General features: G+C 58.7%; 19 protein-coding genes. 10 read left to right on the top strand and 9 right to left on the bottom strand.

The genetic code is table 11. From position 1 onward, the window contains the following. The first annotated feature begins 409 nt into the window (after positions 1-409). The 7 genes from KVY02_RS01570 to KVY02_RS01540 all read left to right on the top strand — a co-directional run bounded on the left by KVY02_RS01570 (position 410) and on the right by KVY02_RS01540 (position 5,477). Positions 410-541 carry an entericidin A/B family lipoprotein gene (locus KVY02_RS01570; protein WP_016915839.1) on the top strand — a complete coding sequence of 44 codons (132 nt, stop codon included), beginning with the start codon at positions 410-412 and terminating at the stop codon, positions 539-541. A gap of 4 nt (positions 542-545) precedes the next feature. Beyond that, positions 546-1,058: an alpha/beta fold hydrolase gene (locus KVY02_RS01565; RefSeq protein WP_016915838.1), complete on the top strand. Its 513-nt coding sequence runs from the start codon at positions 546-548 to the stop codon at positions 1,056-1,058. A gap of 90 nt (positions 1,059-1,148) precedes the next feature. Next, positions 1,149-1,325, top strand: a complete 177-nt coding sequence (locus KVY02_RS01560; RefSeq protein WP_016915837.1) for a DUF6435 family protein — start codon at positions 1,149-1,151, stop codon at positions 1,323-1,325. A gap of 3 nt (positions 1,326-1,328) precedes the next feature. Then, positions 1,329-2,219, top strand: coding sequence for a ChaN family lipoprotein (locus tag KVY02_RS01555; protein WP_232710937.1), 891 nt, complete (start codon positions 1,329-1,331; stop codon positions 2,217-2,219). Positions 2,220-2,481: 262 nt separating this feature from the next. Next, the gene (locus tag KVY02_RS01550; protein ID WP_232710938.1) at positions 2,482-2,949 is read left to right on the top strand and encodes a hypothetical protein; all 468 of its coding nucleotides are present in this window, start codon (positions 2,482-2,484) and stop codon (positions 2,947-2,949) included. A 1-nt stretch (position 2,950) separates the two neighbouring features. Further along, positions 2,951-4,462 carry a tripartite tricarboxylate transporter permease gene (locus tag KVY02_RS01545; protein ID WP_100732152.1) on the top strand — a complete coding sequence of 504 codons (1,512 nt, stop codon included), beginning with the start codon at positions 2,951-2,953 and terminating at the stop codon, positions 4,460-4,462. 46 nt (positions 4,463-4,508) lie between these two features. Continuing rightward, entirely contained in the window at positions 4,509-5,477 is a 969-nt protein-coding gene (locus tag KVY02_RS01540; RefSeq protein WP_016915832.1) for a tripartite tricarboxylate transporter substrate binding protein, read from the top strand. A gap of 113 nt (positions 5,478-5,590) precedes the next feature. Here the strand turns inward: KVY02_RS01540 and glnG are convergent, their stop codons facing one another. The 4 genes from glnG to glnA form a co-directional block, all read right to left on the bottom strand. After that, entirely contained in the window at positions 5,591-7,018 is a 1,428-nt protein-coding gene (gene glnG, locus KVY02_RS01535; protein ID WP_081193481.1) for a nitrogen regulation protein NR(I), read from the bottom strand. Next, the gene (gene glnL / locus KVY02_RS01530) at positions 7,011-8,072 is read right to left on the bottom strand and encodes a nitrogen regulation protein NR(II) (RefSeq protein ID WP_016915830.1); all 1,062 of its coding nucleotides are present in this window, start codon (positions 8,070-8,072) and stop codon (positions 7,011-7,013) included. The genes glnG and glnL overlap by 8 nt, the downstream gene beginning before the upstream one ends. A gap of 186 nt (positions 8,073-8,258) precedes the next feature. Beyond that, positions 8,259-8,738, bottom strand: a complete 480-nt coding sequence (locus KVY02_RS01525) for a DUF4124 domain-containing protein (protein ID WP_100732155.1) — start codon at positions 8,736-8,738, stop codon at positions 8,259-8,261. A 152-nt stretch (positions 8,739-8,890) separates the two neighbouring features. Then, positions 8,891-10,297, bottom strand: a complete 1,407-nt coding sequence (glnA, locus tag KVY02_RS01520; protein ID WP_218314165.1) for a glutamate--ammonia ligase — start codon at positions 10,295-10,297, stop codon at positions 8,891-8,893. A 635-nt stretch (positions 10,298-10,932) separates the two neighbouring features. Between glnA and KVY02_RS01515 the strand changes: the two genes are divergently transcribed. Continuing rightward, positions 10,933-11,550, top strand: coding sequence for a hypothetical protein (locus KVY02_RS01515; protein ID WP_218314164.1), 618 nt, complete (start codon positions 10,933-10,935; stop codon positions 11,548-11,550). A gap of 92 nt (positions 11,551-11,642) precedes the next feature. Here KVY02_RS01515 and KVY02_RS01510 read toward each other — a convergent pair whose 3' ends face one another. Further along, positions 11,643-12,668: an acyltransferase family protein gene (locus tag KVY02_RS01510; protein WP_218314163.1), complete on the bottom strand. Its 1,026-nt coding sequence runs from the start codon at positions 12,666-12,668 to the stop codon at positions 11,643-11,645. Between the two features lie 141 nt (positions 12,669-12,809). On the opposite strand from KVY02_RS01510, the gene KVY02_RS01505 reads away from it, so the two are divergent. Next, the gene (locus tag KVY02_RS01505; protein WP_218314162.1) at positions 12,810-13,733 is read left to right on the top strand and encodes an alpha/beta hydrolase; all 924 of its coding nucleotides are present in this window, start codon (positions 12,810-12,812) and stop codon (positions 13,731-13,733) included. Positions 13,734-13,808: 75 nt separating this feature from the next. On the opposite strand, the gene KVY02_RS01500 is transcribed toward KVY02_RS01505, so the two are convergent. After that, on the bottom strand, positions 13,809-14,270 hold the full coding sequence (locus KVY02_RS01500) for a diguanylate cyclase domain-containing protein (RefSeq protein ID WP_218314161.1): 462 nt from the start codon (positions 14,268-14,270) through the stop codon (positions 13,809-13,811). A 17-nt stretch (positions 14,271-14,287) separates the two neighbouring features. Beyond that, positions 14,288-14,521, bottom strand: a complete 234-nt coding sequence (locus tag KVY02_RS01495) for a hypothetical protein (protein WP_218314160.1) — start codon at positions 14,519-14,521, stop codon at positions 14,288-14,290. Positions 14,522-14,660: 139 nt separating this feature from the next. On the opposite strand from KVY02_RS01495, the gene KVY02_RS01490 reads away from it, so the two are divergent. After that, positions 14,661-14,978 (top strand): hypothetical protein, encoded by a 318-nt coding sequence (locus KVY02_RS01490; RefSeq protein ID WP_081137944.1) that lies wholly within the window; start codon positions 14,661-14,663, stop codon positions 14,976-14,978. 126 nt (positions 14,979-15,104) lie between these two features. Here KVY02_RS01490 and KVY02_RS01485 read toward each other — a convergent pair whose 3' ends face one another. Both KVY02_RS01485 and KVY02_RS01480 read right to left on the bottom strand, forming a co-directional pair. Further along, complete coding sequence (locus KVY02_RS01485; protein ID WP_218314159.1) at positions 15,105-18,323, bottom strand: type I restriction endonuclease subunit R; 3,219 nt, start codon at positions 18,321-18,323, stop codon at positions 15,105-15,107. After that, entirely contained in the window at positions 18,320-19,357 is a 1,038-nt protein-coding gene (locus KVY02_RS01480; protein WP_081137940.1) for a type II toxin-antitoxin system antitoxin DNA ADP-ribosyl glycohydrolase DarG, read from the bottom strand. The genes KVY02_RS01485 and KVY02_RS01480 overlap by 4 nt, the downstream gene beginning before the upstream one ends. Positions 19,358-19,366 lie beyond the last annotated feature (9 nt).

The following is a 19,366-nucleotide window of genomic DNA, read 5'->3' as shown; positions in this document are numbered from 1 at the left end:
CCTACACGTCCTTGATGCTTTCTGGGCGTCCTGCCCTCCATGACTGCCTGTTAGCCTGCCCACGCTGTTGATAAAGAAGGGTCACTTCCTGTGAACCCGAGGCAGTTTATGCTACTAACCATGGTACTGCACAAGGCGGACCAATACTTGCGAAAAAATTAAAAAATACATTAAAAACAATTGCTTGAATTAAATAAAAAGGAGCATAATCTATGCCAACGTAGTGTTCTGAGCCGCCCAAACCTGTGTAAAAGTGGCACATGCGACAAATGCGTATAGCGCATTTTTAGCCTGCCACCGCCGTTTGTGTCACCCAGGCATCACGACCAGTGGCGGGCCTCCCCGTTAACGCTTATGTTATATATCGAATGCCCCACTCTCGGGGATGAGCCCCACTGAGGACACTCTCATGAAACGCTCCATGCTGCTTGGCATACTTTTGATGTCGACCCTGCTGGTCATCAGCGGATGTAATACGGTTCGCGGCATGGGCCAGGATATCGAGCGGGGTGGTGCTGCCATTCAGCGCTCGGCGGAGTAACCCCATGATGACGGTCTTTCTTTCCCACGGCCTGGAGAGCGGCCCCGGCGCCTTGAAGATACAGGCGCTAAAAGGCGTCGCAGAGCATGTAGATGACTGTGAGCCCGTGGTCATGGATTATCGCGGCATGAGCGAGCCTGCAGCCCGTTTGGCTCATTTACGTGAGACGTTGAATGCCCGAGGCGATGACCCATCCCGATGCATTCTGGCGGGGTCTAGCCTGGGCGGATGGATCAGTGCGGCACTGAGTGCCGAAACGCCCGTACTCGGCTGCTTCTTGTTGGCTCCCGCGCTCGGCATGCCCCGCTACCCGGAAACCTCCCCCATCATTCAGGCCCAACACACCCATATCATTCACGGTTGGCAGGATGACGTAGTGCTGCCAGGCCCGGTCATCGAGCACGCCCAGCGCCAGCGGCTCTCGCTGCGCATGGTGGATGACGACCATCGGCTACACAGCAGCCTGGAGGTCATCCTGGCGGATTTCACACGATTTTTGGCCACCTGTGCCAGCTGATGCTCGCACACGCCAGGATTAGCTTGCCAAAACCTCGACATGGGCACCATAAACCTATACAAATAATATACACACAATAGGAGGTAGCTCATGTTTGGACTTTTCAAGCGCGACCCCAAAAAAAAACTGCAGCAGGACTACGAACGCAAACTCACCGAGGCCATGCAAGCGTCTCGCAATGGCGACATGCGCGCCAATGCGACCCTGACCGCCGAAGCCGAAGCGCTGTTGCAGGAAATCAACCGTTTGAAGGACGAAGGCCGCTAGCCCATGGGCCGTTTGCCAAGAGGCGTGTGCCGCCTGATGCTGGCCTTGGGCATGGTGTCACAGGCACAGGCACAGGCACAGGCAACAGAAACGTGCCAGCTTCAGGGGCGCTGGTGGCAATCGGGTCAGGCCGTGACTGCCGATGCGGTGCTCAACCTGGCAGCGCAACGGCCAGTGGTGCTGCTAGGGGAACGGCACGACGCCATGGAACACCACCGCTGGCAATTGCATACCCTGGCAGGCCTGTACGCCTATGAGAGCGATATGGTGATTGGCCTGGAGATGTTGCCCAGAGAAGCGCAGCCGGTACTGGAAGGCTGGGTCGCGGGGGAGCTTTCCGAAGACGCGTTTCTGGAGCAGAGCGACTGGCAGGAAGCCTGGGGGTTCGATCCTGAGCTTTACTGGCCCATCCTTCACTTTGCGCGCTTGAACCGCATTCCACTGAAGGCACTCAACATCACTCCCGCCCTACGCCAGCGAATGGCCAGCGAAGAGGTCGACCATATTCCCGCGGAACAGCGCCACGGTATTCCTGCCCCGCGACCTGCCAATGACGCCTACCAAACGTATCTGGAGGAAGTCTTCGACCAGCATGCCATGGGGCAGGAAAATCCCGACATGCTGGAACGGTTCATTCAAGCTCAGCTCAGCTGGGACGTTGCCATGGCGCAGGGGCTAGCGGACGCCGCACAAGGGAGTGCCCTGACCGTGGGGCTGATGGGTCTTGGGCATGTGGTGCATGGCCATGGCGTAGCGCACCAGTTGGAAGGGCTGGGCATTCAGGACACGTTCAGTCTCTTACCCTGGGAACTTGAGGAGTGCGTGCTTCCCGACCCGGCCTTGAGCGATGCCATCTTCATATTACCCACCCCAATGCCAGACGCGTCATCCTGAACAAGCGGTCAATATCACTTATGTTAAAACCATGCGCCAAAATGTTTATTCGCTAGCTAATAGACTAAGCATTTTATATTGCTACGGTTCAGCATTAGCCATGAAAGCACGCTGAGCGGCACTGATGACGCCTTTCCGTATAGCCTACTCTATACTCAAAAAACCGTTGATTGTACCGTTTAATATGCAGCTCGTTACCAATTGATTACAACAACCGTGATCTCTACGGTAGAAGGCTTGTTCACCTGCTGATACTGCCCCCATGACACCTGACTCTCAATTACAGCGAAGAAACCTGTGGTCCGGAATCGGCGTTACCCTGGTCGCCTGTTGGCTGCTGGTCTGGCTAATCCCGCGCTACGGTGGCTCCGGCATGGCGTTTGGTATGCATCCACAGCGTTTGGCCACGCTAGGCGCCTGGGTCATGTTGATCTGTGCTGCCATACTCCTTATCGTCAGTTTTATTCGCCTTAAACAACAGCGAGCACCTTTATTAAAGCGTTTATCGCTTATCAATCTTTGGTATCAAGCCTGGCCTTTCTTATATGTATTACTCTTTATCCTACTCGCTAACTTTATCCCTTTAACGTGGCTGGCCCCCTTTATTATAGGTTGTCTCGTTGCACTACTGGGTGAACGGCGCTGGTATGTTATTGCACTTTCTGCCGCGATTCCTACCGCAGCACTTTACTTACTGACCGTGCAACTCATGCGCATAGGAATTGTTTAACATGCCAGAATTCAGTGCTATTACCAGTGCCTTTGGCGATGCATTAACACTGCACTCCATCAGCGTCATTTTAGGAGGCGTGTTATTGGGCTATATCGTGGGCGTCATTCCCGGCCTGAACCGATCGGTGGCCATTGCCATTGCCATACCGCTCACTTTCTACATGTCGGCCTATGCCGCCATCGCCTTTTTGATTGGCCTCTCCAAGGGCACGGCAGCGGGCAGCGCCGTTTCTGCCATTTTGCTCAACACCCCGGGCGAGCCCTCTTCTGCAGCCACCTGTCTGGATGGCTACCCCATGGCCAACAATGGCCAGCCTCGCAAGGCGCTCAAGGTAGGGCTACTGGCGTCGGTGGTCGGCGACCTGTTATCGACACTGCTATTGATCGTCGTCGTTATTCCCTTTGCCTCGATTGCCCTCAAGTTTGGCCCTTATGAACTGGCTGCCATTCTCATTTTTGCCCTGGTCTTTATTGCCGGGATGGCCGGAGGCTCTTTTTTAAAGGGCATGGCCGCCGGGGGCATGGGCGTTATTTTAGGAACGGTTGGGTTAGACCCAGAAACCGGCGCCATGCGCTTTACGTTTGGCTACGCGGAGCTGATGGAAGGCGTGCCCATTCTCCCTTTAGTGATCGGCACCCTGGCTCTTTCGGAAATGTTCGTACAACTGGAAGCTTATCGGCGTAATAAAGGCGCCAGCTCCGTCAAACTTGGCCATAACCCAGAAGACGACCTCTCCTTTAAAGAGTTTAAAAGCACCTTGCCGACCATCTTTAAAAGCACCGGCGTCGGGGCGTTCGTTGGCGCACTGCCGGGCCTGGGGCCATCGGTAGGTTCGTTCATGGCGTATGGGCTCGCCAAGCGCGGCGCCAAAGACCCGGATAGCTTCGGCAAGGGCAACCCCAATGGCATTGCCGCCGCCGAGGCTGCCGATAACGCCGTCATTCCCGCCAGCTACATTCCGCTGTTCGGGCTGGGTATTCCCGGCAGCGTGTCGGCGGCACTGCTGGTGGGTGCTTTCATGATCCACGGCATTCAGGTCGGCCCGCTGATGCTGCGCGACCATCCACAAATGCTGTTCACCATCTTTGCAGGCATGGTGGTCGCTAGCCTGATCATGCTGGCCGTAGGCTGGTACGGGCTACGTATCTTTGCCCGCGTCACGGATGTGCCGCAGAACATCGTCATCCCCGTGGTGATCTTTCTCTGCCTGGCCGGCATTCAAGTGCAGGGCTACGGCACTTTTGGCCTGCTGACCGTGTTTGGCTTCGCGATCTTCGGCTATTTCCTGAAGAAGCATGACTACTCCTTCGTGACCTTCCTGGTCGCTTTCATCGTCACGCCCATGCTGGAGATGAACCTGCGCCAGTCAGTCATTCTTTCCGGGGGCGACATCGGCATTCTCATGCAGCGCCCCATTGCACTGACGTTTGTGGTCGCCACTGGCCTGCTGGTACTGCACCTGCTGTGGAGCAGTTATCGCCAGTACCGGCAGCGTCGGCAACACGGCTAAACCGAGCAACCTTCACTACCAAGAAAAAACCATCGAGGAAACCACCATGAAAAAGCATCTTCTGACCACCGCCATCGTTTCGGCAGCGCTGACCCTGGCCGCTGGCACCGCCCAGGCCAATGACTTCCCCAGCAAGCCGCTGACCATGGTCGTCGGCTTTGGCGCAGGCGGCAGCACCGACATTCAAGCCCGCGTGCTGGCCAACGTACTGGAAGAAGAGCTGGGCCAGCCGGTGAACGTGGTCAACCAGCCGGGCGCGGGCGGTGGCGTGGCCTTGACTCGCCTGGCCAACAATAACGACGAAGGCTACACCTTTGCCTTTGGCACCTCCATGACCATCACCTACGGCCCGCTGGCCACGGAAACCGCCTACCAGCTGGACGACTTCCGCTACGTGGCGGGCGTGACGCTGGGCCAGTCGGCTATCGTGACCGGCGAGAATCGCCCCTTTGGTGACAGCTGGGAGTCGCTGGTGGAGTATGCCCGCGAAAACCCCGGCACCAGCTATGCCACGCAGACCGCCCTGGATCGCATGATCATCGAGTACATTGCCCAGCAGGAAGGTCTTGACCTGCGCATCGTGCCCACGGCAGGCGGCGCTGGCATGGCACCGCTGATTCTCTCTGGCGACGTGGACTTCGCCTATAGCGGCGGCACCCACTCCGGCTACGCAGAAACGGGTGAAATGCCGGTCCTGCTGAGCCTGGCAGAAGACCGTCTGGTAGCCTTCCCGGATGCGCCCAGCCTGCAAGAAGCCGGTTATGACATCAACCCGGCAGAAATTCGCGTGGTCATGGTGCCCAACAATACGCCGGATGCCCACGTCGAGCGCCTGGCAGAAGCACTGGAAGCCGCCACTCAGGATGAGCGCTTCATCGAGATCACCGAAGAGCGCATCCTGATGCCGGTGGTGTACCTGTCTGAAGACGAAGTCACCCAGACCCTCACCGAGCAGACCGAAAGCTACAAGGCGCTGATCGAAGAGCTGGGCGGCGTACCGGGCGCAGACGACTAAGCTGCCCCGCATGCCATCAACAGGATGGCATGAAAAAGCCCGCTGACCGTGTCAGCGGGCTTTTTAGTGGTTCCGGGCCAGCATCGCCGAGCCGACGGCGATTGCCAACAGGGCTACTCGTCGGCTAGCGCGGGCAGCAGCGTCTTGAGCTTGCGTGTCAGGGTATTGCGCCCCCAGCCCAGCAGCTCGGCCGCTTCCCCCTTGCGCCCCCCTGTGTGCTTCAGGGCGGTTTCGATCAGGATGCGCTCGAAATCCGGCACCGCCTCTTCCAACAGGTGCGTATGCCCTTCGGCCAGGGCGTGGTCGGCCCAATCCCGGAAGGCCGAGCGCCAATCACCGTAAGCACCTCCTTCCGGCGCGCTGACCGAGCGCAGCTCGGGAGGCAGGTCTTCGATCAGGATCTCCCTGCCCGATGCCATCACGGTGAGCCAACGGCAGATATTTTCCAGCTGACGAACGTTACCCGGCCACGGCAGCCGCGTCAGGTGAGCTTCTGCCTCGGGCGTCAGCACCTTGATATCGGTGGATAGCTCCTTGGCCGCCTCCGCCAGGAAGTGACGCGTCAAGCGGGGGATGTCTTCACGGCGCTCGGCCAGGCGCGGCAGGTGCACCCGAATCACGTTCAGGCGGTGGAACAGATCCTCACGAAAACGCCCTTCATCCACCAGAGATTCCAGGTTCTGGTGGGTAGCGGCAATGATGCGCACATCCACCTTGACCGGCGTATGGCCGCCGACCCGGTAAAACTCGCCATCGGCCAGCACCCGCAGCAGGCGCGTTTGCGTCTCGGCGGGCATATCGCCAATTTCATCCAGAAACAGCGTACCGCCGTTGGCCTGCTCGAAACGCCCTTGGCGCTGCTGGGCGGCACCGGTAAAGGCGCCTTTCTCATGGCCAAACAGTTCCGACTCGATCAGGTCACGAGGAATTGCCGCCATATTGAGGGCAATGAACGGCTTGCCGGAGCGCGGGCTGTGCTGATGCAGCGCCTGGGCCACCCGCTCTTTACCGGTGCCCGACTCCCCGTTGATCAATACCGTAATATGGGAGTGCGACAAGCGGCCAATGGCGCGAAACACCTCCTGCATGGCAGGCGCTTCGCCGATGATCTCGGCGCTCAGCCCTTCCGGTACGCTGACCGGCCGCTGCCGCTCGCGGGCATGGGCCACCGCCCGCCGCACCAGCGCCAGCGCTTCGTCGACATCAAAGGGCTTGGGCAGGTACTCGAAAGCGCCCCCCTGATAAGAGGCCACCGCGCTATCCAGGTCCGAGTGGGCGGTCATGACAATGACCGGCAGATCGGGGTGAGCCGCACGCACGCGAGACATCAGGTCGAGGCCGTCGATTCCCGGCATGCGAATATCGGTGACCAGCACATCTGGTGGATTTTCCAGCAGCCGAGCCAGCGCCGTATCCGCCCGCTCGATACATTCGACATCCAGGTCGGGTTGCGCTAGCGCGCGCTCCAGCACCCAGCGGATAGCGCGGTCATCATCGACGATAACCACCCGTGCAACATCGGTACGTGTCGCCTCAGTCATGACGCATCTCCGGTAAATTAATAACCAATGGAATCAGTAAACGAAATTCGGTGTGTCCGGGTCGGGAATCGCATTCGATCAATCCTTGATGTTGATGCAAAATTGACTGAGCAATCGATAGCCCCAGGCCGCTGCCTTCCGCGCGGCCTGACACCATGGGGTAAAAAAGCGTTTCACGTAACGCATCGGGAATGCCGGGGCCGTTATCGATCACGCCCACCTCACTGACCAGCCGATGGCGCTCGGCCCCCAGCGTGAACTGGCGGCGGGCACGGGTGCGCAGGGTCAGCGTGGGGGACGGCGTGTCGGCTTCGCTCATGGCCTGTACCGCGTTGCGGGCCACGTTCAACACGGCCTGGATCATCTGCGACTCGTCGCCAGAAAGGTCCGGCAGACTGGGGTCATAATCGCGGTTAACGGTGACCTGCGGATGCTCGGCCAACAGCAGCGCACGCACGCGCTCCAGCACCTTGTGAATGTTCACCGGCTCATGCTTGATGATGCGGTTGGGGCCCAGCATGGAGTCCACCAGATCGCGCAGACGGTCCACTTCCTCGACGATGATGTGGGTAAACTCCCGCAAGGCCGGGTCGTCCAGATCGCGCTCCAGCAGCTGCGCCGCGCCGCGGATACCGCCCAAGGGGTTTTTCACCTCATGGGCCAGCCCACGCGCCAGCACCTTGATGGTCTCCTGGCGAGTGGTCAGCGCTTCTTCCCGGGAAATCTGCATCAGCCGATCACGGGGCTCCACCTCCAGCAGCAGCTCGTCGGCGGACAGCGGCGTCACGGTGTAATCCACCGTCAGGGGGTCACTATTGAGCGGCGTAATACGCGCTTCGCGTTGGGTGTAAGGGTGAAACGCATCGCGCGCCTTGGCCAGCACGTCATCGATACTCTCGTCACCGCCCAGCAGGGTGTCCAGACTGATGCCTTGTACCCGACTGAAGCTCACCGCCAGCAGCGCCTCGGCGGCCGGATTCATCCAGCGAACCCGAAGTTCGCCGTCCAGCAGCAATACCGCCGTCGTGAGGTGTTCTAGTAAGCGCTGATACATGGCGTGTCCTGAAGCGTCGCTAACCGTAGCGTTAGTGATTTAGCTGAGGAAGTGCAAAAAGCGCGCCAGGTTACCCAAAACGGCGCCATGCACGGCTTAGGGGCAGCCTACCGATACCGCTCGGGCGTTTATAGCGCAAGGGACGGAAGATTTAGCTAATTCAACGCACCATTATAGTGCATACACTTAATCAGCGATAAAAATCGTCACCTGATCGGTGCGATGCTGAATGCGCCCCTGGCTGTCCAGCAGCTCTGCCTGCAAACGATGCTGCCCCGGGGGCAAGCCTGCCAGCCAAAAGGCATCGCTATGCAGAGGGGATTGGCTAAGCTCGCCGTTGACGAGCAGCTGGATCTGGTGGTCCTCACGCAGCGCAGGGGAAACGCTGACCTCCACTGGCGTCATGCCACCGCGCAGAGAAGCCCCAGGCGCGGGGGCAACGATGATGAACCGGTCATAGGGCATGAACGGCTGGCCCGGGCGCCCTGCAGGGCGTGCCGCCGAGAGCGCGGCTGGGCGTGCAGCGGGCAAGCTGGGCAGAGGCGCCAGCCGCAACACTTCGCCGCCGCGCTCGGGGTTATCGGTAAAGGTCACGTTGCCCTGGGCATCAACGATGCGGTACACCGTTTGTGCCTTGGCAGCGCTTACCCACAGGCAGGCGGCCACGAAAACCCCTGTGGATAATATGGCTGACCATGCAACACGCCGCTTACTCACCATGCTGCCTCCTCAACTATTCTGCCCATAAAAAAACCCCGCCGAGGCGGGGTTTTGGCTCGTCACACCGCAAGGGTGATCTTAGCAGTCATGCCATCAGCTTAGCAGCTGTAGTACATGTCGAACTCGATCGGGTGAGTCGTCATGCGGATACGCTCGACGTCTTCCATTTTCAGTTCGATGTAAGCGTCGATCATCTCGTCGGTGAATACACCGCCTTCGGTCAGGAACGCACGGTCAGCATCGAGTGCTTCCAGGGCCTGGTCGAGGCTGTGAGCCACGGTGGGAACCGACTTGCCCTCTTCCGGCGGCAGGTCATACAGGTTCTTGTCCATGGCATCGCCAGGATGGATCTTGTTCTTGATACCGTCGATACCCGCCATCAGCATGGCAGAGAACGCCAGGTAGGGGTTCGCCGTCGGATCAGGGAAACGCGCTTCGACACGCTTGCCTTTCGGGCTGGCAGTGTACGGAATACGGATGGAAGCAGAACGGTTACGGGCGCTGTAGGCCAGCATGACCGGCGCTTCGAAGCCCGGCACCAGACGCTTGTACGAGTTGGTAGAAGCGTTGGTGAAGGCGTTCAGAGCACGGGCGTGCTTGATGATACCGCCAATGTAGTACAGCGCCATTTCAGACAGGCCAGCGTACTCATCGCCCGCGAACTGGTTCTGACCATCTTTCCAGAACGACTGGTGTACGTGCATACCAGAACCGTTGTCGCCTACCAGCGGCTTCGGCATGAAGGTAGCGGTCTTGCCGTAAGCGTGCGCCACGTTGTGGATCACGTACTTCATTTCCTGAACTTCGTCGGCTTTCTTCACCAGCGTGTTGAACTTCACGCCGATTTCGTTCTGACCAGCGTTGGCCACTTCGTGGTGGTGTACTTCGACGGTCTGGCCAATCGCTTCCAGGGTGTTACACATGGCACCACGGATATCGTGAAAGCTGTCGACCGGCGGAACCGGGAAGTAGCCACCCTTGAGGCGCGGACGGTGACCCAGGTTGCCAGTCTCGACCTTGCTATCAGTGGCCCAGGCGCCTTCGTCGGAAGTGATCTTGTACATGGAGCCCTGAATGTCAGACTTCCAGTGCACTTCGTCGAAGATGAAGAATTCAGGCTCCGGGCCAAAGAACGCAGTATCACCCAGGCCAGTAGACTGCAGGTAGGCTTCAGCGCGCTTGGCGATGGAGCGCGGGTCGCGGTCGTAGCCCTGCATGGTGGCAGGCTCGATAATGTCGCAACGCAGAATCAGGGTGGCGTCTTCGGTGAAGGGGTCCAGGAAGCCGGTGCCGTCTTCCGGGCGCAGGATCATGTCAGACTCGTTGATGCCCTTCCAGCCATTGATGGAAGAACCATCGAACATTTGGCCGTTTTCAAAAAACTCTTCGTTCACGTCACGCGCAGGCACGGTCACGTGCTGCTCTTTACCGCGAGTGTCGGTGAAACGCAGGTCTACCCACTTAACATCGTGTTCTTCGATTAGCGCAAGAGTCTTGGCTGACATAGTGCCCTCCGGTATGAGCGTGGCTTAAAGCTTGAAACAGTAAGCTATCGATAAAAGTGTTATGCAACAAATCGTCTACGTACCCTGGCACGTGGCGCATTTGTCTTTTTTGTTCGCTTTACGTTTGTTTGACCATGGATAACAAATCGCCCAGCGATCATTTCAGACCGGCTATCGTTGTAGCACGCCGAGAGGCTTCTGCCTATGACCTGCTAGCGACTGACAGACGGCCCATGAAACTGTTCACAAAACTGGCTACGAAGCTGTCACAAAACTGCCTACGAAGCTGTCACAAAACTGCCTACGAAGCCGTCACAAAACATAAGCACGTAGCATGCCAACTATGCACCAATATGGCCTTCAAAAAAATAACAGCATGATTCAAAAAGAAAAAATAATTATTCCTGATGCCTCTTGATGTCGCATTGGCTCGTCACGTCATCACATGGAGCACTGCACCCACCCAACCTGCACCAAAAAAATACGCAAAAAACAGTCTTTGCACAAAATTAGTGCATTAGCCAGACGGTCGATTTTTATGCGCTTCTCGACCCTTCCACTTGCTACGAAAAGAAACCAACACCTACAATAAATTACAAATAGGCGAGTCATTACCACATAAGGAAGCCACTGACATGGGTACGGTTTGCTTTATCGTCGATGCTTCTGTGGCGGGAGCCTGCCTTCCTCGCCACCTGCGATCCATTCGTCAATCTGGCCTGGCCGAGCATCTCGTGCCCGTGATCGTGACCGCCGCGTTTCTGGATGAGCGCTTCGCGACCCTGGAGCACCGTTTTCACGCCCACTGCCTCGTCACCCCAGAGAAGAAACTGGGCGCTCGCCTGAATCAGGCGGCGTATGTCAGCCAAGCAGAATGGCTGCTGGTGGCCATGCACAAACAGGTATTGCCTGCACAGCTATGGCCCCTGCTGTACCCCGAGCTAGATACGCAAACGCTGGATGCGCTGATCATCAGCGCGATAACGCCTCGGTTGCCAGAGCGCCTCTGGCAGCAGCTACGTGGCCCTAACGCCGCATTGCCCCCTTACATGGCCATCAGCCGAACCTGGCTGGAACGCCTGGGAGGCTTCGACCCCGAGCTGGAGGTCACGGCAATGACCGACCTGCTACAGCGCCTGCATGCCTGCCCTACCCGCCTGAAGACCCTCAGCGGGCAAGCACTGGGGTTGCCGCGAGGCTCTCCACTGAGCGCGTTGAAAGCACGCTTTTCTACCGAACCCCCCCCACACTGATCGTCGCCCTCGTCCCTTCATCACTCTTCAACGCCTTCCCCAATCCACAAGGCATACTGAACGACCCCAGCGAGGCTTACCTAACGCCAGCCTCATACTTTCAGGCGTTTGCCAAACAGCATGGCGCCCCAAGTGGTGGTGTTCACCGCCTTGTTCAACAGCACCGAGCCCACGCTGGCCACCACGATCAAGAGCAGTGCGTAAAGCACCAGCGGCAGCGTTTCCACGCCGACCAAGGTATCGGTAATGGCAAAAAACATCGGGTGGGCCAGGTAAATACCGAAGGAGTAGGCATTGATATAGCGCACCCAGCCAGGCGCTCGGCGCCCCTTCAAGCGGCGCATGGTCACCAGCACGAACAGCACGAAAAAGGGAATGACCCAGACTTCCTTGGAAGAGAACGCCAGCCAATGAGCAAAGGTGGCCATCACGATCAGCGCCACCCACCCCCATAGCCAACGGGACTGCGACAGCGTTTGCAGCCACACGGGGCGCTCCTGCAGCACGGCACGAGGCGCCAGCGGGTAATAGCGCACCAGCACCAGCGCCAGAAAGAAGAGATACACCCACCCCAGGGGCGCGATCCACAGCAAGTAGCCAGGGGGTTCTACCTGGAACCAGTACGCCAGCCCCCAGTAGGCCATGCTGACCACACACGCCACCCAAAGCCAGGGCACCGGATTCACCCGCCACAGCTGCCAGCGGGTAAATGCCCAATACGCCGCATAGAACTGCATGGCGATGATCAAGAAATACCCGTGCCAGCCCGCATAGATGAAGTAGCTGCGCGCATTGGCCAGGAAGCCCACGGCATCGTCGCTGCCCGACAACCGCCACCACTCTGCCGTCGAATAGATAAAGCCATACATCAGGTAAGGCAGCATGACGTACTTGACCCGCTGGAGCAGAAAGCCCGGCGGGATCTGCTTGTCGTAACGCACGGCGAAAACGAATATCGAGATGAACAGGAACACGGGAGTGCCCAACACCAGGGGAATCCGCATGAGGTCGGTGGCCAGGTTATCTACCCGCTGGTTCAAATGGTCCAGCCAATGAAACAAAAAAACGGCAATGCAGCCGTAAGCACGCAGCCAGTAGATTTCCTCGATTTTCTGCATCCAGCCTCCCGGTTTCCCCCAGCGCACCGCCTAGCCGCTATCCTGTTAATAGCGGCCGAGAGTGAACACCCGCGAGCCGCCTGCTGTCCGACCTTGTAAATGCCCGTAAATTCCGGAGGCCCCGTGATCAGAAGAACTGCCTTGCAACGCATTGCTCTGCTGGCTGGACGCTTGGCCGGGCTCTTTGGCTGGCTGGTGTTGAGCAACGTCGCACTGGCAGGCGAGGTGGTGCGCGAGCAGTTCTACTCCCCCACGCTGGGCTACGATTACCCTTATACGCTGTATTTACCCGATGGCTATGACAGCCAAGCGACAACGCCCTACCCCGTGATCTACCTGCTGCACGGTTCTTTCGGTAACGAGCTGGACTGGGCTACTCGGGGCAACCTGCCACAAGTGGCAGACCGACTGATTCAGGCAGGGCATATTCCCCCCGCCGTATTCGTGATGCCAGGCAGCCGCAGCTGGTGGGTAGATGGCCATAACGAACCCGCCCGCAGCGCCTTTTTCAACGACCTGATGCCTCACATCGAAGCCCACTACCACGTGGGCACCACTCGTGAGCAGCGAGGGGTGGCTGGGCTTTCGGCAGGCGGCTACGGCGCGCTCAACTTCGCGCTGGAACACCCCGAAATGTTTGCCGCCGCCGCCGCGCTGAGCCCTGCCAGCTACGTGCCCACGCCGCCCAGCAACTCGTCGGCGCACCGCCACCCCACCTTTCTGGATGAACGGGGCCAGTTCGACCAGGCACTGTGGGAGCAGCTCAATTACCCCGCGCACCTGGAACACTATCGCCTTCAGGTCACACCGCGCCCCGCCGCCGAACAGGGCGACACTCCGCCCGTGCCGCTCTACATCAGCGCCGGGCGCAGTGACGTATACGACGCCGAATACCACGCTCGTCAGCTACGCCAGGCCATGGAACGCATTCAGCCAGGGCTGGTGCGGCTAGACCTGTACCCCGGTGGGCACACCTGGCGTGTGTGGCGCGCCAGCCTACCCGCCGCGCTCAACTTCCTGTTCCAGTACGTGGGTCACGACGCATCTGACGACGCAGGTGCATAAAGCACCGCCTGATTACGCCCCTGCGCCTTTGCCTGATACATCGCCTGGTCGGCGCAGTGGATCAGCGTGGACTCTTCAGCAGCGTGCAGGGAGACGCTGGGCCACGGCCTGCAGCAACTGGTCGCCGACGCCATGACCAAAACGATCGTTGATGGGTTTGAAATCATCCAGGTCGATGAACAACAGCGCCAGCGGTGTATCGCATCGTTTGGACTGAGCGATGGCACTGCTCAAGTGACTGAAGAACAGTGACCGATTGGGCAAGTCGGTCAAGGTGTCGTGCTGGGCCAGATGCAGCACTTTTTGCTCCATCTCCCGGCGTGGCGTCACATCATGGGAAATCCCCAGAAAGCTCATCACCTGCCCCGGCACCTCCTCGACCTCATGGCCCTGAATGCACGGCCAGTTCGGCGACACATAGGTCAGCGTGCCTTCGGCATTCAGCGTGTAGATGATATCGTTGGCCTGCTCGACCAGCTGGCGAAAGCGCTGCTCGCTGGCCCCCCATCGCGCACGGGCGAAAGCTGCAGTTGCCACGCCCGCCCCGACTCCCCTCACCGGACATTCAACGCGCATGGCTGCTGCTGTTCGTCACAGCGGCGAATAGTGTCCAGCACGCTCGCCCCATCCAATGGAAAACAGCGCCCCAAGGCCGCTTCCGAGCCCATGGCTTGCCAACCGACCGTACGCCGAAAAGCAGCATTGCCCTGAACGCACGCCTGGCCATCGCACATCATCACAAACAGCGGGGTCGCCGACTGCTCGAACAGCGCATGGTATAAGTGCATGGGCGCTCTGCTCTCTGGTTCGTAAACGATTAAGTTAAGCGGCCCAGCCCACGGTGTCCACGAACATTGGTTGACTTCTACCAACGCAAACTACACTGAAAAGGAACCCTTTTTTAGACCCACGAAAGGAAGCCTTCCTATGCATAAACACATTGAGTGGGACGACCCCGGCAGCGCGAGCGTGGTGGAGTACTTCAAGAACGACCCTGACCACACCTCCCCCTACCCCGGCGCTATCCTTTCCGCCCGCTACCAGGGCCGCATCGTACGCGTCAAAGTAGAAGCCTACCGTGACGACGACGCCGTCAGCATCGGCAGCGTCGCCGCCATCCTCGACGAACACGGCCACCGCTTCAAATCACACCAGAAAATCGACATCGGCGACATCGTCCGCCTACCCGACGACAAACGCGCCATGGAACACTGGGAAGAGGAAGAAGAGAACGAAAAAGAGTAACCACGGCCCCCGCTCGGGCGACATGTTGGGGTGGGGGTTAAGCATGGGCCACCCATGCGGCAGGCACCTGCATGAACTCACCGCCTCAACACTTGTGTTACAGCTCCCTGGTTGTGTACGTTTGAATCATGTGCCTACCGAATAAACGCTCTGCCCACCACCGTAATAACTGGTCATCAGGTGGTGGAAGGCGGCCTCGCACTTCTCGTTGTAGATCGTCTCATCGAAGCTGTCCGGCAGCCCCCGGTCGAAGACGATCTCCAGGGTACGGCGAACATCCCCCTTGGCTTGGGCTTTCTTGCGCCAGTCCAGCACCAGCTTCTCTTTCTTGAGGGTCTTCAGAAGTTCCCGACACATGGCCTTCACCTTCGCTACCTCTTTGTCGCTCATCTCTGGGGCTGGCTTGGTGATGATGTCGAACAGCGCCAGCTCCTCCTCGGAGAGCCCCTCGCGGATCGCTCGCTGGTCTTCCGCTTGTAGCTCCTCGGTGAACGCCATCAACTGCTGGAAGAATGCCTCGATGTTCAGGCTGCCCGAGTTGTACTTCTCGATCAGCTTCTGCAGCTTCTCCATGAAGTCGGTGCGGCTGGGGTTCTTGGCCACCATGCTCTCCAGCTTCTGGTTTAGCAGCGCCCGCAGCTTCTCGGTCTCGGTGCGTTTCTTGCCACTGTTGAATTTTTCTTTGAGCTTTTCGAAGTCAATCTGACTGAGGTCGAAGAGCTTCTCCTCGTCCGTCTCCTCGATGACGTAGGGCACCGGGGCTACCGACTGATCCAGCAGGTCATCCACCTCCCTCATCACCTGAGAGATGTCCACCTCGGGCTCCAGCGCCTTGATCTTCTGGGCCAGCACGGAGAGCAGCACCGCATCGGGGGCCAACTCATTGGCTGAGGGATTGGGGAGAATGGCTCGGTAGACTCGGGAGGTCGCCCTGGCGAGGTGCAGGAAGGACTTCTTGGTCTCCTCGCTTTCCAGCAGCTTCTCTACCGCATCGTCCAGCAAGGCCACCTTATCAAAGCCTCCAGCCGTTTTGATCGCTTCGGGATCAATCTGCTTTTCAGTCAGGAAGCCAATTCCCTTGGCCAACAGATGCTTGAGGTACTCCACCAGCTCGGCCTTCTGGTGGATCGGTGCGTCACCGCCTTGGGGTGGCTCATCACCGTATCCTGCCCTCGGCTCAGCTACCCTGGATGAAGCCCCACCATAGATGGCCAGCGCCTCCTGCAGCTTCCTGAAGACACCCGCGTAGTCCACGATCAGACCCGCTTCCTTGCCGGGAAACTTGCGGTTGGCCCTGGCGATGGTCTGCATCAAGGTGTGGTTCTTCATCGGCTTATCAAGATAGATGGTCGAGCAGGACGGAACATCGAAGCCGGTGATCCACATGGCACAGACGAACACCAAGCGCAGCGGGCCACCAGAATCTTTGAACTGCTCGTCGAGGTCTTCCTCCACCATGCGCTTGCGGTGAGGCAAGATGTCGAGCCCCTTGTCCGCCAGCTCCTTCACCTCGTTCTGCCCCTGGGAGACCACCACCGCCATATCGGTCGTCTCCAGCACCCCGATTTTGTGCTTGAGCGCCTCCTGCTGTTCCTCAGGGGCAGACGCCAGGTCAGCCTGAAGACGGGCCAGGTAGCCCTTCCAGTGGGCCTGTACCTTGTCGTACATCTTCACGGCGGTGGCCTTGTCGATGCAGACCATCATCGCTTTGCCTTGGTGGCCCCTACCAACGAAGTGCTGCACCAGATCCTCGGCAATGGCTTCCAGGCGGTCGTCGCGAGTGATCAGGTGGTACTCCCGAGCAAAGACCCGCTCGACTTTCTTCTCCTGATCTTCGTTTAGCTCGGCATCTTCCAGCAGCCGTGTCAGGTCGTCGTTGAGGTTCTCGTTGATCAGCTGCAGCTCGGGGATACGGTTCTCGTAGTAGAGCGGCACCGTGGCACCATCGGCGATGGATTGCCCGAAGTCATAGACCGAGATGTAGTCGCCGAAGACCTCCTTGGTCTTCTCTTCACCGGCCATCAGCGGTGTGCCGGTAAAACCTAGGAAGGCGGCATGGGGCAGCGCTGTGCGCATGTTCATGGCCAAAGTGTCGTACTGGGAGCGGTGGGCCTCGTCGGTGATGACGATGATGTCCTGGCGGTCAGAGACCTTGGGGTAGGTCTCGCCCTGCCTGGTGCCGAACTTCTGAATCAGCGTGAAGACGTAGCGGTGATCCTCGCTGAGCAGCTGCTTGAGGTGGGCACCGCTCTCGGCGTGGGCCTCCACCTCGTTGACCGCCCCGGTGGCAGCGAAGGTCTTGTAGATCTGCTCGTCCAGCTCGTTGCGGTCGGTGACGATCACGAACGTCCAGTTGCCGGGGATGGTGCGGTGGATCTTCTGGGTGAAGAACACCATGGAGAGCGACTTGCCTGAGCCCTGGGTATGCCAGAACACCCCCAGCCGACCCGCCTCACCAGCAGGGCGATCCTTGATCCGCAGCAACTCGGCGATGGCCTTGTTCACCCCGAGGTACTGGTGGTTCTTGGCTATCTTCTTGATGGTGCCGCCTTGGGCCTCCTCGAACACCGTGAAGTTCTCCACGATGTCCAGCAGCCGCGCCCGCTCGGCGATACCTCGTATGGCGGTCTCCAAGGACACCACGCCCTTCTCGCCCTCGTCGTTGATGCGCTTCCACTCGAAGAGATGCTCCCAGGGGGAGAAGGTGCTGCCCACCAGGGTCTCGGAGCCGTTGGAGAGCATCACCACAGCGTTGTAGGTGAACAGCTGGGGGATCACCGAGCGGTAGTCGCTCAGGTTGCCGTCATAGGCGGCCTTGAGGGTCTTGTGACTGGCCTTCAACTCCATGAACAGCAGCGGCAGCCCGTTCACGAAGCCGACCAGATCGGTGCGCCGGGTGTGCAATTCGCCCCTTACCCAGAACTGCGAGGTCAGCAGGAAGTCGTTCGTCTCGGGATGGCTCCAGTCGATCACCCGCACCGTCTCGATAGCGGTGCCACCATTGTCTTCGGATACCTCAACCTTCACGCCATCCTTGAGCAGCCGATAGACTTCCAGATTAGCGTTCACCGCTAGCAACGTGGCACGGTCGCGGGTCAGCTCTTCAACGGCCTTCTCCAGCGCATCAGCGAGCAACTTGGGGTTGAGCTTTTCCAGCGCCAGCCGCAACCGTGGCACCAGCACCACATCCTGCTGGGTCTGCCGCCCCTCGCTCGATACCGTTCCCGACCACTCCCCGTAGAGATTGGTAGTGTCCCAGCCCAAGTCAGCAAACAGCTTAATAGCAGGCTGCTCGACCAAGGCGTCCTCAGAGTAGGCATAAGCAGGAGATGGCGGTGGTGTCATGCAGAGGCCCATCCTTGTTGTTCAATGCGCGCATAGGCCTTGTGAATATGCTTGGGCTTCATCAATTGCTTTTTGCGATGATTCCAGGCAGCTACGCGCTCGCTGAGGTGTTCCAGGCTGCTGGCGTTATCAGGCTCATGGGTCACTATCCAATGAATCGTAGACAGCAGCTCCATGCCATAGGGGGTTTCAAAGCCTTCTATTAGTGCCTTGACGCGCTCAAGGTGGTGCTCGGCTTCTGAATTGTTTTCCAGAAATGCTTGCGCTTCTTCCAAAGCACCGGGCATCAGGCGGATTTCAGCATTACCGGAGCGGTCACCATAGCCCCTAATAAAGTGCCCTTCCATCCGCTGTAACGCGTGGTTTAGGTTATCTGCATAGGGCCCAAGGTGGTGCGCGGTGAATTGCAACCGCATCGGCTCACCAGCGGCCTGTAAAAAGTAGGCAAGCTTCTGTACTTCCAACAAGCTGTGGCGGTAACCCTGGCGGCCATAAAGGTCTAACAACCGAATCAGCAGTGCCCGCCCAGGGGTCATCTTTGGCCGTTTTGTGCGCACTGGCATTTGCTCAACCGGTGGGGCTCCCTTTGGTTCGAACATCAGCACGCGGACATCCGGCAGATCTGCAAAGGCTTGCTCAATTCGCGGTTTGATGTCTGCCCAGTTAAGCCCACCTAGCCCCGCCCCTAGCGGAGGTATAGCAATTGATCGAATACGGTAGTGTTTAATCTGCGCGACCAGATCCACCAAGCCCGCATCAATATCTTCCATTTTCGACTTCCCCTTCCAGTGCCGTTTGGTCGGGAAGTTGATGATGTACTTCGGATTGACCATGTCGCCCGTTTCGAAGACCAACATTTTGCCGGGCAGCATGCCCCCTTCTTTGCAGACGCGGGCATACAGCGAAAAGTTTTCAGGGAACGCTTGCTTAAACTGCAGGGCGATACCTTTCCCCATAACACCCACGCAATTCACGGTATTGACGAGGGCCTCGGCATCGGCTTCCAGCAAATTGCCTTGTGTCGTTTCAATCATAAATGCCCC

It is taken from the genome of Halomonas sp. 18071143, from assembly GCF_019211725.1.
Classification (GTDB): domain Bacteria; phylum Pseudomonadota; class Gammaproteobacteria; order Pseudomonadales; family Halomonadaceae; genus Vreelandella; species Vreelandella stevensii.
This window is presented reverse-complemented; position numbering and strand designations above follow the sequence as displayed.